Annotated in this window: 12 protein-coding genes and 2 pseudogenes; 5 read left to right on the top strand and 9 right to left on the bottom strand. The window is 33.6% G+C overall.

Going from position 1 to position 15,411, the window contains the following annotated elements; all coding sequences use genetic code 11:
• Window positions 1-378 precede the first annotated feature (378 nt).
• From OOK82_RS01685 to OOK82_RS01670, 4 genes and pseudogenes are all read left to right on the top strand, one after another.
• Complete coding sequence (locus tag OOK82_RS01685) at window positions 379-2,367, top strand: ankyrin repeat domain-containing protein (RefSeq protein WP_264704337.1); 1,989 nt, start codon at window positions 379-381, stop codon at window positions 2,365-2,367.
• Window positions 2,368-2,723: 356 nt separating this feature from the next.
• Complete coding sequence (locus OOK82_RS01680; protein WP_246485338.1) at window positions 2,724-3,401, top strand: hypothetical protein; 678 nt, start codon at window positions 2,724-2,726, stop codon at window positions 3,399-3,401.
• A 282-nt stretch (window positions 3,402-3,683) separates the two neighbouring features.
• On the top strand, window positions 3,684-4,031 hold the full coding sequence (locus OOK82_RS01675) for a hypothetical protein (protein ID WP_264704336.1): 348 nt from the start codon (window positions 3,684-3,686) through the stop codon (window positions 4,029-4,031).
• A 355-nt stretch (window positions 4,032-4,386) separates the two neighbouring features.
• Window positions 4,387-5,232, top strand: a pseudogene (locus OOK82_RS01670) (IS982 family transposase).
• Window positions 5,233-5,399: 167 nt separating this feature from the next.
• Here OOK82_RS01670 and OOK82_RS01665 read toward each other — a convergent pair.
• The 5 genes and pseudogenes from OOK82_RS01665 to OOK82_RS01645 all read right to left on the bottom strand — a co-directional run.
• Entirely contained in the window at window positions 5,400-6,956 is a 1,557-nt protein-coding gene (locus OOK82_RS01665; protein ID WP_096097267.1) for a recombinase family protein, read from the bottom strand.
• Between the two features lie 2 nt (window positions 6,957-6,958).
• Window positions 6,959-7,381, bottom strand: a complete 423-nt coding sequence (locus OOK82_RS01660) for a DUF2924 domain-containing protein (protein ID WP_019236408.1) — start codon at window positions 7,379-7,381, stop codon at window positions 6,959-6,961.
• A gap of 17 nt (window positions 7,382-7,398) precedes the next feature.
• Window positions 7,399-7,968 (bottom strand): ankyrin repeat domain-containing protein, encoded by a 570-nt coding sequence (locus tag OOK82_RS01655; RefSeq protein WP_019236409.1) that lies wholly within the window; start codon window positions 7,966-7,968, stop codon window positions 7,399-7,401.
• The gene (locus tag OOK82_RS01650; protein WP_264704335.1) at window positions 7,969-8,661 is read right to left on the bottom strand and encodes an ankyrin repeat domain-containing protein; all 693 of its coding nucleotides are present in this window, start codon (window positions 8,659-8,661) and stop codon (window positions 7,969-7,971) included.
• A 168-nt stretch (window positions 8,662-8,829) separates the two neighbouring features.
• Window positions 8,830-9,204, bottom strand: a pseudogene (locus tag OOK82_RS01645) (phage tail protein); the annotation flags it as partial.
• Between the two features lie 221 nt (window positions 9,205-9,425).
• On the opposite strand from OOK82_RS01645, the gene OOK82_RS01640 reads away from it, so the two are divergent.
• Window positions 9,426-10,370, top strand: coding sequence for an IS110 family RNA-guided transposase (locus tag OOK82_RS01640; RefSeq protein WP_264336326.1), 945 nt, complete (start codon window positions 9,426-9,428; stop codon window positions 10,368-10,370).
• A gap of 637 nt (window positions 10,371-11,007) precedes the next feature.
• Here the strand turns inward: OOK82_RS01640 and wmk are convergent.
• From wmk to OOK82_RS01620, 4 genes are all read right to left on the bottom strand, one after another.
• Complete coding sequence (gene wmk, locus OOK82_RS01635; protein ID WP_264704334.1) at window positions 11,008-11,949, bottom strand: WO male-killing family protein Wmk; 942 nt, start codon at window positions 11,947-11,949, stop codon at window positions 11,008-11,010.
• Window positions 11,950-12,066: 117 nt separating this feature from the next.
• Window positions 12,067-12,432, bottom strand: coding sequence for a hypothetical protein (locus tag OOK82_RS01630; RefSeq protein ID WP_264704332.1), 366 nt, complete (start codon window positions 12,430-12,432; stop codon window positions 12,067-12,069).
• Window positions 12,386-14,053 carry a recombinase family protein gene (locus tag OOK82_RS01625; protein ID WP_264704331.1) on the bottom strand — a complete coding sequence of 556 codons (1,668 nt, stop codon included), beginning with the start codon at window positions 14,051-14,053 and terminating at the stop codon, window positions 12,386-12,388. Before OOK82_RS01625 ends, OOK82_RS01630 begins: the two co-directional genes overlap by 47 nt.
• 268 nt (window positions 14,054-14,321) lie before the next feature.
• On the bottom strand, window positions 14,322-15,272 hold the full coding sequence (locus OOK82_RS01620) for a hypothetical protein (RefSeq protein WP_264704330.1): 951 nt from the start codon (window positions 15,270-15,272) through the stop codon (window positions 14,322-14,324).
• Window positions 15,273-15,411: the final 139 nt, after the last annotated feature.

The following is a 15,411-nucleotide window of genomic DNA, read 5'->3' as shown; positions in this document are numbered from 1 at the left end:
GTATCCTCACTAAAATATTTTTAAAAAAGCTAGTTGACTTATAAATAACTCTCTACTAATACTAGCATGTGTTTGTTTATTCTGCTGAAGTTGCTCCGTACAAGTTTGTTGTAAAAAAACTTCAGCAGTTTCCGTACTCATTTAAAGCATCATGCTCTTATAGTAGTGATATCAAATATAGGTCTTAACTATGTTCATCTATAGTAAAATTAGCTCAAATTTACAGTCATAAGCAACTTTTAACCTATCTATATACTCCATTGTTACTCACCATAAAAACTTAACAAGAGCTTAACAATATGAGTAGTAAAAAGATTATGGTATTGACTTAATGTTATATATCGCATATAATGTACTATGTATCTTAGAGGGGTAAGTATGAGTGAGTCTACTGGGATAGTAAAATCTATCATCAATTTACTAAAACCAAAATCCAAACCAGAACTATATGATTTTGAATATGAATCCATTATAGAACATTTATCATCTAAAGAGCATTTATTAAATGAACTGATGAATGATATGTGGTACTCAGGAGATTTACCATCAGTTAGAAATTATAATGAACCATCATCTTTGATAGATAGCAAACTTGGATTAAGTGAACAGATTTGTGTTTGGTTTGCTCTAGATCACGATCTTACGCCAAGTCAAAAAAATTTAAATAAAAGGTTACTTAGTGCTCTAAAATGTTTAGCTTCTAACTGTGGTTCATTTGATAATACTGAGCCCCTTGAAGAATTTTTACATGATAATAAAAACAATAAAGATTTAAAAGTAATTCTTAACCTAAGAAGAGGAGAATCTCAGTCAACAGTATTGCATGCAATTGCAGGAGCAAATATTGGTGGATTTCGTCGCACAGGAAATCAGGCTATAGATTTACTCTTAGAAGCAGGTGCAGATCCTAACATACAAGATAATAAAGGAAAAACACCACTATACCTTGCTGCTGCTAAAGGTCATTACGATAATGCAAACTCTCTTCTCTTGAAAGGAGCTAACCCTAATATAACAAGTAGAAAGGGGAGAACTCCACAACAAATAGCAACTAATAAACTCTGCTATAATATAGAAGAATTATTTCTAACTGATAAACAGAAAAAGTTAAATGCAGAATTGTATGACTTACTTGTACTCGATTCAGACTGCACTAAAAATTTAAAGGAGTTTTTAAGTAAGCATAAAAGAGATTCAGACCTAAAAGTGGTGCTAAATATTCGGCAAGGAATGGGTGAATCAAAAGTGTTTTCTTATGTTGATCGTTTTTCTTGGGACAATGAAGGTCTTATTCAAGAGTTAAGAAAGATATTTTTAGAAGCAGGAGCATTATATTATGGTATAAATATTTATCGTCAGCAAAAGGAAGGACAGGCCAGTAAATTACTCGTTAATTTAACTTCAAATCAAAAGGAAAAGTTAAATAAGTTTTCTGATAAGGTATTGCGAGCTCAAAATATGGCTGAACTTGAAGAGATTGTAAATGATGCTATAAAGTCTGGTATACGATTAAACTATTCTTTTTCACAAGATTTTTTTTCAGGTAATGAGTACACTTTTACCGATTATGTGATGAAAAAAATCAGTGAGTTGGAAAAAAATCCTAAAGTTTCTAGTAGTATAATATGTCAATTAGTATCAAAAGGGGCAGTGTTTGGTAATACAGTTGATGCTAACACACTGACATCAGAATTTAAAGAGCATAAAACTAACCTAAAAAAAGCTTATATAGATTATGTTAGCAATTCTCATAAATTTATTGAAATCGCAAAAAGTGCAACCAATAGAGAGCTAAAAGATGCAAGAGTAGACAACTCCGTTTTTTACTTAGAATATTCTAAAGATAGTAAAATAGACATTATAAAGATAACAGATGGGGTAAGGGATTTAGGTCTAACCGATGGAGAGATAAAGTGTGGAAGAAATATAGTAAAGATCGGTAGAAGTGAAGTAGAAATTAAAACTGAAAATGGCATAAGGAATTATACAGATCTTACAGAAGGCAGCAGTATAGTATTAACTTTCTATACTAGTTTGGGAGAATTAGAAGTTAGATTATGCCCTCATGAAGAAAATAAAAATTGGATAAAAGTAGAGGTGAGTGAAGAAGGCCTACTTCTACTCGATGAAATAGACAGTTATAATGAAGCAATAGAAGATTGCAATGAAGGAATAGAAAATTATGAAAAGATAGGACAAAATTGCTTATTGGGAGGTTTATCGGTTATTGAAGCTATAGACCGAGGTGTTTTTGCTAGATCCGGTGGATTAATGCATCCTGAAGTAATAAGCGAGTCTAACAACAAATGGACAGAACGTGAAGAGTTAAGAAGAGTTTCTGACTCTAGGGGAGAAATTGCTAGGTAAATTATGCAGCTAACCACTTTTGCATCTAGAGTGATTATGCTTTAGTATATAATCAAGTTCTGTAACACTGTTCTAACCCCAACTATGAATTAGATTGTAGGTAAATTATTGAAAATCACTACTTTTTTAGTTAAGTTTGATCAAATTTAAAAGTAGCGTATGCATCATGCAGCTAATACCAACACTCATTGTTGGGAACGCAAATGATAAATTTGTTTAACTTCTCAATTATAGGCAAAAACAGCTCTTTTTCATGTGTTTCATAACTAACGGAAATTGGTATTAGAAAAATTATACTTGCATTAGCTTTTATTCATGCTAATTATGTACATAATATATCTATAGATTGAGGGATTATGATATTAGAATATATTTTAGGAACTAAGCAAGTTCATGCAAATGGTGGATTAGCTACTGAAGAACAGCACATGGAACGTTTTGGTCAGCAAACTCTGGAGCCTAGTCCATCATTGTTAGATCAAGAACAAACTGATGACTGGCATGAGTCCGTTGTTGAAGACAACAATACTGTTGTTGAAAGTTCTTTTATTCCAGAGAACTCAATTTTAATGAATTTAGCAAATCTGTTAACTGAAAGCGAAAAAGTTTCGATTGATGAATTTCATGACAAGATGGAAAGTATAATGAAAGAGTTTCATGAAAATAGATACGAAAGTTCTGCAAAGGTCACTCTAGAAAAGATGGAACGTTTAATAGATGAACATTTGAAAAGAAAAATAAAGCTAAATTTACGCTGTGATCACTATGAACGTAGTGTGTCGAATTTTATATTTAAAAAAATAATTGACATTGCTAATGCTAGCAGTGTTATGCGTATAACTCCTACTACTATATCACGTTATAAGGACAATGGGGAAGAGGCAATAGATGAGTGGGAAGAGGCTTTAGAACCTTTATTCAATATTGTCAATAAGCTACTATTAGCAGGTGCAAAAATAGAGTCTGATTTTTACAATGATAGAATGATAGGTGAAACTATGTGGGGAAGTGATGAGCCTATTTTTACAGAGTGAAAAAAAATTAAGGACAAACTGAAAAGTATCGCATATGAAGGTTTAATAAATAAGAATGAACAAGTTCAAGATGATGATCTGCAAGTAGAAGTAGATAACAATCTTGTTCTTTTTAGGTGGCCAAAAAACAGTATTGTTGAAGTTGGAAAGGTTATGAATAGTAAGGTGAATGAAAACTTTAGTATAGAAAGTAGCATCCTACAGATTGGAGAGAGTATAGTAAGAGTTGAAAATATATGAGGAAAAAGAAATTATACAGATGTCTTAGGAGATAGCATTGAAATGTCCTTTACCACTGAAGTAGGCGAGATTAGTATTCATCTGTATCCTAGTGATAGTAATATAATAAAAGTAAAGCTTGATGGAGAGAACCAGGAGAAGTTTAACAAATTAAAAGATAAATCAAGTCTAGGAGAAAGCTGCTTTTTAGGAGGAAAAAGTGTTCTACAAGCTGTTAACGATAAAGGTTTTGAAAGAAACGGTAGAATACTTATAGAGTCAGCTGAAACTATTAAACAATCAAATTTTGTAGTGAAAGAATCAGGTGTCCCATCTACTCTTATGAGGCCAATCGATAGTTTAGACCAGCTGCAAAAGGTGGGAGCTTCGAAAGAAATAGTAGTGTGTTAATGAAGTCAACTAAAATTAGTAAACAAAAGAAAGGTCTTGGAGGGTAAAAAAATTGATGTATCTTCAAAGTAAGATTTTCTTAGGTATAAACTATACTCTCAAGGTGAGAAGAAATAGTAGGGGGATAAGTGTTGACTTAATAATTTAGAGATTCTTCTAAAGAAATTATTTTTCTCTCTTGATGTTTATTCTTTTATAGGTATAGCCTTTTGTGTTTGATTGAATTGACTTTTGTGATACCTACAGAATTTCCTTTATCACCCCAACTATGGATTAAATAAAGAGATAAAAGTGCAGCTAAGAAGAGGAAAACAGGGTAAGCTCAAGTATTTTATCAATAATTAAGAGGTTACCCATGAAGAAAGATATTACAGAACTTTACTGTTGCGTCGAGGATTTTTGTCGCACAGTCGATGATAATTTTGCTAATATGCTCCTATCAAAAGGAAGAAAACCCACTAGAATACCGGACTTCGGAAATTCTCACCATAATTCTATTATATCATCAATCCCCTTGCAAAAGTTTCAAAGCTTTTTACCTACTTTATCTGCCACTTTATAAATCTGAGTTTTCTAAATTGCCAACATATGACCGATTTATCGCTCTTAAATCACGGGTTTTATGGATTACTTTTGCAATGGTTCTGCAAACAAGCAAAAATGACAGGTATTGCCTACATAGACACTTCTACAATCGCTGTTTGCCACAAAAAAAGAATCTCCAAGAACAAAGTTTTTGATGGTTTGGCAGAAATTAGTAAGAGCACATATGGTTGGTTTTTTGGCTTTAAATTGCACTTGGTAATTAATGAAATTGGAATCACTTACTCTAACCAAAGGTAACGTTGATGACAGAAAACCTGTGCCAACTCTCACTAAAAGACTGACCGGACTTTTGTTTGGAGATAAGGGCTATATAAAGAAAGAGCTCTTTGAGAAACTCTTTGATAGAGGCCTAAAACTCGTCACTAAAGTAAAAAAAGGTATGAAAAACGTACTCATTTCACTTAAAGAGAAGATTTTACTAAGGAAAAGATCGATTGTTGAGACTGTTTTCGACTCCTTGAAAAACAAATTTGAGATTGAGCACACAAGACACAGATCGCCAACAAATTTCCTAATTCATGTTTTTTCTGTTCTGATTTCCTATTCCATGCAGTCGAAAAAGCCCTCTATTTCTATGCCTTTCTTTGCTGGCTAATCCATAGTTGGGGTTTTATCAGACCCACCACATGATTCAGCGGGAGAAGGGCTATCAGGTTCTTACGCAATAACTTTGGAGTTCTGGAATCGTTTCATATGTATGTTTAAGATTATCACTATTTTTATTACATAGTTAAGTATCAGTTCCTGTAAAACTAGTTTACCTTAATTCTTTGTTTTAAAGTATTGGTTTTCTGGCACATAGTCTTTTCCATTGCCTATTGCTTTTGTAAATTGAGATTCTAAGCCGTAAAACTTCTCCAATTGGTCACTCCATAACATTGGTACTTCTCTTAAATAAGCTAGCTTCAAATCTCTTGGCTGTCTCCCATTTACTATGTCTTCCTTTATTTTTGGAGCTAAATAATTTAATCTCAAAATTTGCTGTATACGTCTTGTACCTATATTAATTTTGGCACTCATCTCTTTAACACTTCTATACTTTCCCTCTTCTAGCTGACGTTTCCATAGGTGAGCTCTCACCACTGCTTTCAGTAGTGCATTATTTGTTTTCCCTTCTGGCTCTACTACTGTGCATTTATTTCCTTTCTTTTTTATTGGTATAAATGTTTCCTCTGACTCAGAATGTACCTCTATTCCATCTTCTCTTATCATTACTCCCTTTATTAACTTTTTCACTACTTCTTTCTGCTTTCCAAAACTTAAATTTTCCCATTTTTCTTCGGTCTTTTCTCTCCAATTTTCATATATCTGCTCCGCTTTCCTCATCACTTCTTTTTCTACTTCTCCTGCTATTACATTTCGGTTTTCTGATTCACAACCTTTTCCCCTTAAATGATTGTTGCATACGTAATATCGATATCTCTTATTCTCCTTTTTTGCATATGTCAGTGTCATATTCACATCACAGCTCTTGCACTTAATTATTCCCCTAAGCAGTGCTTCCTCATATTTTGCTTTTCTATATGGTTGATTCCTTATCAATTCCTGCGCTTTTTGCCACTTTTCTTCTTCTATTATTGCTTCATGCTTTCCCTCATACTCTTTTTCATAATGTTTGATTTTTCCCATATATATTGGATTTGTTATTATTCTCCTTACCGTCGCTTTTTTAAAGATATCTGATTTTGTCCGGTATCCTTGACTATTTAACTCCCTTGCCAATTCTGCCATTGATTTTAGCTCCAAATATCTTTCAAATATGTGCCCTACTATTTTTGCTTCTTTTTCATTTATTATTAATTCTTTATCTTTTACATCATACCCAAGCGGTAAAGTTCCACCCATCCATAATCCCTGCTCTTTTGATGTTGCTATTTTATTTTTTACCCTTTCTACAATCATCTCTCTTTCTAGCTGTGCTGCTCCTGATAACACTGTTTGTACAAACTTTCCCATTGGCGTATTATTATCAAATATCTGCGTTACTGCTACAAAATTTACTCGGTGCCTTCTAAAAAATGATGTTACTTCAATGCTGTCTTTTGTCTCCCTTGATAGCCTATCCAGAGTATACACTACCACACAATCTACTTCTCCTCCTTTAACATCTTCAAATAATTCCTTTATTGCTGGTCTTTCTAAATTCTTTCCTGAGAAACCTCCATCATCGTACCTTTTGGCCAATACTACCCAACCCTCTCTGCTCTTTATGTACTTTTCACATGCTACTCGCTGCGCATCTAAACTGTTAAACTTTTGTTCTAGACCGTCTTCATTTGACTTTCTCGTATATATCGTGCATCTTACTTCTTTTAGCATTTTCAACTTCCATTTTTATCACGCATTCCAAATAATAAAGGTCCGTTGTAACTCATTCCCATTATTTTTCCGGCTACTGCTGACAATGATGTGAAAAATTCTTCTCGGTAGATTAAACCCTTGTCTGTTACCATTACCGCATGCGTTTCTTCCCCTCTCTCTAATATTAGCTCTGTTCCTGCTACTGGCAATTTGTCACTACTTATTCTTTTTCCCTTCTCTAGTCGATCTGCCAGATACTCTAGTCTTTTTGACCCTTTTCTTGACATTTTTCCATATGCTTCCTCCTGCATTCTATATGATAGTCTTGGTATCAGATATTTCTTTGAATGTTTAGGTGCCTCTTCCCCATATACCTTCTTCCATATTTTTCTCAGTTCTGATAACGATTTTCTCTCTAATAACAACACTTCCTTTTCTACCATTTTCTTCCTTTTCTCAATCAACTTCCATAACCTTCTACTAATTCTCTCATGATCTCTTCGCTATTTCCCATATATGCCAAATCTATCGGTGTATATCCTTTATCATCTTTCTCATTTACATCTCCCCTGGCTTCTAATATTGCTCTTACGTTCTTTATCTCCCTCATAAATACTGCTCCGTGTAGTGGCGTCCTTCCTATATAATTTCTAGTATTTACATCTGATCCTGCTTTTATTAGCTCCCTTACCGTTTTTTCACAGCTCATCATGCTTGCACAATGTAATGCCGTATATCCTCCATCATTTTTAGCATTTACTTCTCCTCCTCCTTTTATCAGTGCCTTAATATTTTCTACCTTTCCCAGAAATGCTGCTAGGTGTAACGGTGTATCTCCGCTATTATTTTCTATATTTATTTCTGCTCCCCTTTCTATCAGTAACTTGACTACTTTTTCATCAGAGAATTGTGCTGCTAGATGCAATACTGTATTACCACCTTCGTCTTTTTCATTTATTACATAAAATGAATTCTTCTTTAATTTTTCCAATCTCTTATTTAAATTGAACATCTTAGTTACCCCACCCATTTACCACCTTAAGTCTGTCTCATTAATCATTTCATTCACTTGGCTGATTATCTTGCTTGCTAAATTTTGACATTCTTTCTTTATTAGTGATTTGTCTCTCTTTCTTATTTCTTCTATCTCTATTATTTTTAGCTCCGGCATGTAGCTTCCATTCAACATGTCTGCTATTTCTCCCACTAGCCCCTCTATTCCATAGCACGTCAGTTCTCTACTTTTTGTTACTCCACCTTTTTCTCTCAAAAATTTACTTGCCTTTTCACTCTCTTTGCTATCACATAGACGATACTTTTCACTTTCCCAGATGTAATACATTGGTGTTGCACCATACTTATTCAGTTGATTAACCTCAGCCCCTGCCTTTACTAGCTCTTTTATTATTTCAACTCCTGCTCCTTTGCACGCAGAGTGGAGTGGCGTACATCCACTGACATATTGAGTGGCATTTACTTCTGCTCCCGACCTTAGCAGCACTTTTACATTTTCTAAGCTTTTCGCAAATACTGCACAGTGTAGTGGTGTATAACCATTTTTATCTCTTGCATTTACCTCTGCCCCTTTTTTTATTAATAACTTCACTGTTTTGTAATTGGAGATTTCTACTGCTTGATGCAAGATCGTCTCTCCTTCTTCATTTCTTTTATTAATGTTTTTACTTGATACTTCTTTAAAAAACTTACTCTTGCTAAAACTCATTTCATACCTCACAAAATTAGCTTTTCTAGCGCCAGATAAATTTCTTATATTTACCTGCTGCTATTCAAGTCATGTCCTTTTTAGCATGAGAAAGCAAGTCCTTTTCTTTTTATTTCATACATTTTAACCTATTATTAATATAATATATGAGGATCTAAATATAAGTACTTAACTTATTACACATATTACTTGACTATTTTTCCAACTTCTGTGCAAATGTCGATGTTCATGCCACTTCAGTACTCCCGGGTAAAATACTAAAATGTAATTTTCTAATTCGTGTATCGAATCTTTTTGCTCTGAATCTAAATCGTTTTCATACTTAATATTGTGTTCTGCTAAACCATATTTTGTAATCTTCTGATCTGTATAGTTTTCTACTTTGTAATTGTGAGTAATGCTAAACCTTTCTAAAATTGGCTTGTGTTTTAAATTCCAACGTTGCCCTGAAAGTTTATCGTTTCCCAATACAAATTTATTTCCTTCTTCTTCTATTCTACCAACCGGAAAACAGCTATTTATTTCTCCTAATTTCCAGCTATTGTAAGTTAAAAATATGATATAAAGGAGATAAGAGGGAAGATAACCCTACTCACTATAGGAATAGAGTTATCACGGGCGTGTGCGACCGACCAACTGTTGGTATTATAACCGTTCGGATCAAGGTACACTAGCCCATCTCTCGATACGTTTGAATAGTTGCATGGGACATATGTATGCACCCGTTTACAATCTTAAATTAATTAAAACTAATCGAGGTTATTATGATTACATCTTATCAAAATTTTATTGGCATTGATATCGGAAAATTTAAAAATGTTGTTGCAGTTCACAAACAGAAGAACGCTGTCGAATTCGACAATGATACTGCTGGCTGGCAACAATTGTTTCAAGATTTTTCAAATATCTTACCTAATTCTTTAGTAACTCTGGAAAACACTGGAAAATATGAGCTTGGCTTAGCACATTTTCTTGTTGATAAAGATATTGCTGTACATCGAGCTAATACTCGCAAAGTAAAAAGCTTTGTTCTATCTCATGGAACTTTAGCAAAGTCTGATCAATCAGATGCAAGAGCCCTTGCTCAGTATGGGTTTGAACGCTATAGTACTCTATCTCTATTTGCACCTATGTCAAAAGAACAAACAACCTTAGTTGCACTTTGTCAACGTCGTGATGACATTACAAAAATGAGAGCTCAAGAGAAATCTAGGCTTGCAGCACCTGAAAACGACCATATAAAAGAAAGCTGTCAGAAAACTATTGAATTCTTTAATAGCCAGATAGATGAGCTCAACAATACCATACAAAAAATTATTGATGAGAATCCAGAGTTACAAAAGCGCCAAAAAATCCTTAAAACAGTTCCAGGAATAGGTGCAAAATTATCTCAAGATTTTCTGTGTCTAATGCCAGAACTTGGTTATGTAAGTAGGGGAGAAATTGCAAGTCTTGCTGGAGTTGCACCTCATCCGAAAGAAAGTGGTAAAACTATTGGTTATCGCAGAATAAGTGGTGGCAGAAGCAACGTTCGTGAAAAGCTTTTTACAGCTGCGATGTCTGCTTCAAGGTCTAAGTCTGCGCTTGGTGCCTTCTATTCAAGGCTTGTTGGTAAAGGTAAAAAGAAGATGGTGGCTATGACAGCTCTAATGCGTAAAATCATAGTAATTGCCAATGCGAGGCTTAAAGAAGCAGTCAATGTGAATTAAAAAAATCTGCATAGAAAATAGGTTAACGAATATGTGGATAAATACGTCTACACACATTTAAAGTATTTATCCACATATTCGTTAACCATAAGATCTAAGCAGTAACTGTTGTTTGATACAAAATTTTTCTATGATTAAGTTAGGGTTTTTATTGTCAAAAATGCACTTTTTACTCGAATAAAAAACAAAATTACAAACAAAAGTTGTAATGAAACTAAATTCAAAAAATTTTAAAAAACATAGTTGATTGTAAGTACTGCTGCAATTAATGAGATGCCAACACAAAACGCAATAGCTGAAATGCAAAATGCTACTGTATGTTTCCTTTCATGACTAACCATACACATCTTCTTAATAAATCTGTTAAAAGGATAACTTATTTTTTTAGTACCGTCAATATTTTTAGAAAAATTGGCATACTCAAGATAATCATTTGTGATACCAATGAATTACATTAAGCAAATTTCTACTACCTAATTTAGTTAATTCACTTCAATCTATTTGAACATTATATATTAAATACAGAAGCACAAGAATTTCATTCAGTAATTTAGATATATTAAATATACAACTATTTTTATTGATATTTTAATGTATTATTTATGAGTCAGTAAGCTACTGCAGTTTTTAAACCAGGCTAAGTTTTAAAAGCATAATTTTCAAGCTCCTCAATAGATAAGCCCGTTATTTCAGAAATAGCATCAATAGAAACGTCCAACATACGTAAATTATTCGCAACTTTTATTGCCTCTGCTTTGTAAATCTTTTCTTTGTAAACTTGCTTTCTTTGCGATAAAAATTCTACCCATATGTCCAGTTCATCTCGTGATTCTTGATTGTTAATTTTTTTTAACTCTCTTGCCAAGCTTAATAGCTCTTTTTCTCCTTCATCATCCTCATAACAATCTTTTTCCCTTATCAAATCTTCAGCATTCACCGATAATTTTTCTGCTATTTCCCATAGCCTTTCACTTAAAATTGTCACACTCCCCTGTTCATAATGATGTATCTGCGAGGGTCCCACATTAAGCTTTTTTGCTAACTCTTCTTGTGTATATCCTCTGATTATTCTCCACTTCTTGATCTCTTGTCCTCCGTTTTGGCTTGTATAATGTATACTCTCTTTATCAGAATATTCTTCAGTTGATAAACCTACTGCTCGGTAAATTATATCATTAGTAAACCCTGCCTTTAAAATATTTTTTGCTATTTTTATTCTTGCAGCTTTTACATTACTTTCCTCTTCAGCTCCAATAGATTTAGTTAATGCATAAATTGCCTTGCGTCCTCTTGTTTTTGCTATAAAATTATACATCCATTCGATCTTACTTTCGTCAAAACAACCACTTTCTCTTAGCGCTTTTCGCCTAGGAAATAGATTTCTAACATGGATTGATAATTCCTCTGCTATCACTTTTAACTTTTCAATTGGAATGCCACATGCTCCTTGCTCATATCTTAACAAGGTATGATATTTTATGCCGGTTTTATCTACTAAATCTTTTAGGGTATACTTTTGTTTTAACCTCCAGCTTCTTATTTTTTGTGCTATTTTATATCTTATAGAGATATTTGCCATATCGTAACAATTTTACCGAAATAAACATCTGTTATTTTGCTACAACCTAAGTTTAGCTTATAAAGATTTTGTAATTTTATGATTTTGGTTAAAGAAGGGAAGAAAACCTCCCTTCGTTTAAAGTTTCCGAGAGGTCTCTTTACTACCTCCATATATCCTATCAACCCATGATAATGCTTCATTATTACTAATCGCCCTTATTTCTTCTTTTGCCTTTTCTTTACTCCACTTACCACTCCTAGGGAAACTTCCTTTTTCTACCGCTTCTGTGACCGTCATTCCTCCAAAAAAACACCCTTTTCCTATATTTTCCCCTCTCTTTTGTAGTTCAGACCACATTTCTTTATCTGCTACTCTGACCTCTACTTGACTGTCATTTTCCGCATTATGGTATACTACAATTTTTAGGCTACCAATACTTGTAGGAAATGTTATCTCAAATACACCTACGACAATGTTGCAAATTTTTATTTTCCTTTCCATTATGTCCAGAAGAGTTCGGTAGCTCTTTTACGCGAAATACCACATTTACGTCCTCAAGGTTAATTTCAATTCTCTTGACCAATGTTCTGATAATATCACGTTTAGTTAACCAGTCTGCGTTATCAAGGTTTAACGTAATATTGGAAGAAAAGTCTTCTAAATTGGCCACAACCAGAGTTACCTCCTGTTCTAATTCCTTTTGATAAAATATCTTTTTCTTCTCTTCTTTAATTGTTTTTAAGCTTTGTTTCATTGCTTTAATTCGTGGTTCAAATTCCTCTTGATTGATATATTCTTGAGCATAACTATCGATAAGTCTAGCAATACCACGTTTTAATTTATTTTCTTGTTTCTCTAGCAGGTCACTTTTTTGATCCAATGATGATTTTTTTAGTTCTGAAAGCCTACGCTTGTATTCTTCTAAAATCCTGTTTGGATTTTTCAATAACTGCTTAACCTCTTCCCACACAGCTGTTTCTAATGCATCTGAGCGAATGGGTTTATTGTCACAAATCTTATTACCACCAAAACGGTAAGAATCTTTACCACTACAACGGTAATATGCATAATGACCACCTTCTTCTTCTCGTCTACTTCTCATGCAAGTTCCGTAACATCCGTAATTACAACGCTTACATATGACTAAACCTTGTAGTAAGTACTTTGCTCCTCTTTTTCTTGTCCTTGCTACTTTTCTATTTTCAGCTAATTGTTCTTGAACAATATCAAATATATCTTCATCTACTATATTTGGCACTTTAATATAAATCCAATTTGCTTTTTCAACAGGATAGACAGAGTGGTTACTTTTTGGCTGCTCACAAGAGCCTTTCTGTGGTCTTACTTGCTTTAATCTTACTCCTAACCTTCTTCTACCAAAAGCTGCTTGTCCTTTGTAAGCAGGGTTTTTCAACATACTCCAAATTGTACCTTTATTCCAGCGTTCTTTTCCTTTTTGTGTCTTAATGGACATAGTATTTAGCCGACGACATACTTCCCCAATACTTGTTCTTTCTCTGCCTATCCACAAAAATACTTTACGAACGACATCAGCTTCTTTTTCGTTAATCTCAAATAAAGCTTGTCCTCCTCCCATATGCTTATCTATATAACGATAACCATAAGGAGCTCCTCCCATTACATTTACATAGCCTTTGTTAGCTGCATAGATTTTACCACGACGACTTCGTTCCATAATTTTCGCACGTTCATATTCTGCTATCATACCTTGCATTTGTAACAGTAATTGAGATTCTGGGTTACCGTTAATCTCATAATTTAAAAAAACCACTTTTGCTCCTGCTTTTTCAAATTCTTCAATCAGCACCATTTGATATGCATATTTTCTAGATAAACGATCAGGAGAATGAATGTAAATCTTATCAATTTTACCTTCTGTTACTTTATCACGTAATTTTTCTAAATCAGGGCGGACTAAATGAGATCCACTGTAGCCGTTATCAATAAATTTATACTCACTTAACAATCTGTATCCGTCCAGATTAATTTGCTTCTCTAAAGCTGCAATTTGACTTTCTATCGTATTTCCTTCTACTTGTTTCCCCGAAGAAACTCTCGCATATAAACATACTGTTACCATTTGACCCTCCTTGAATCCCATTTTTATGTTTTAAGTTTTTTTGACTTATTTCCTTTGACACTACCTTTTCATAAGCATCTGATAAGCATTGTTCTGCTAACCGATTAGGTTCATAGCTACAGCTAATTTGGATAGCTAATCTCTTGTTTCTCATGACTTTTCCTTGAAATAATATGTTCATATCATTCCTTAAAGCCGATGGTTAATTGATTATTAGCGCTATAAGTAAATCGGACTCTTGGTTCTGGACACAGAAGTTTTCGAGAAATGGTTTTCTCTAGTTTTATTTTTATGTTTTTTGCAACATTGTCGGTAGTGTAAAAGCACTATTGTCAGACACATCAACGTAATTCCTCTCACCTTCTTTTTCACTTCTAACCTCAACCTTACTATTTCCCATTTCTATAACATCACCTCCTAATTTTACCTCTCCTGTCGTTAACCCTAAATTTTTTGTACCTTCCAATACTCTTGCAATATTTACCTTACTATTCTCAGAAAATTTCATAAAAAACGTCTGATTATCCATTTCCACGTCTTCTATGATTCCTTCATTTTCAATAGCACTTTCACCGATTTCTCTCAGTTCTTTTAGCCACTTATCTATCTGTGGACGAATCTCTTGATAGAGTTTGTTATGCATTTCACTTATTCCCTTATCCTGCAATAGATCGTAACTAAATATCGCTCCATTTAGCATCAATTCACATATTATATCTTCCTTCTCATTTTCTTTGCATTTGATCAAAGGCATTTTCGATATTACTGTATCAGCAAAACTCTTCTGCCCTTCGCTATACGCATTTATCCTGATTCCAGCACTTAGTGCTTGGTCTATAGTCTTGTTCAGTTCTTCTACGCTTTTTGCCTTTACCACTCTACTTTTAAACCACCTCAATTCTGCATTTTCACTTGCACTTGGCTCTATCTTGCTTAAAGATGGAATAAACGGATTTTGACGATTTGAAGATTTTTTGTTATAAACCTCACGTCCTTCTCCAAGATTGATTGATTTTCCAGAAACATCGCTAGGGGAAGGCACACCTTCAGGCTTCTCAAACCTGCTTTTATCATCAAATATTTTCGGATCAGTCTCATCTACAAGTATAAGCTGCTGATTTTTTTTGCTAGTACGCCTAATAGCACTATATAGTCCTTTTGGTAACTTTTTAGAATCAATGATTAACTCATAAGTATTTCCATCCATATCATCAAATGATACTGTTTTTTTAGTAGTCATATACCCTCCTATATTAAGCATATTATTCAAGTCTATAGAGCAATTTATTGCTTTACGATTAACTTAATACGCAAATTATAAAAAGATCTTGTATATTCTGCAACTATTTATAATAAAAGAATAGCTTTTTCAGGACTTT

Origin of the sequence: Wolbachia endosymbiont (group B) of Apotomis betuletana (genome assembly GCF_947250475.1) — a bacterium.
GTDB lineage: Bacteria > Pseudomonadota > Alphaproteobacteria > Rickettsiales > Anaplasmataceae > Wolbachia.
Note: the sequence above shows the minus strand (reverse complement) of the source record. Positions and strands in the feature narration are given on the sequence as shown.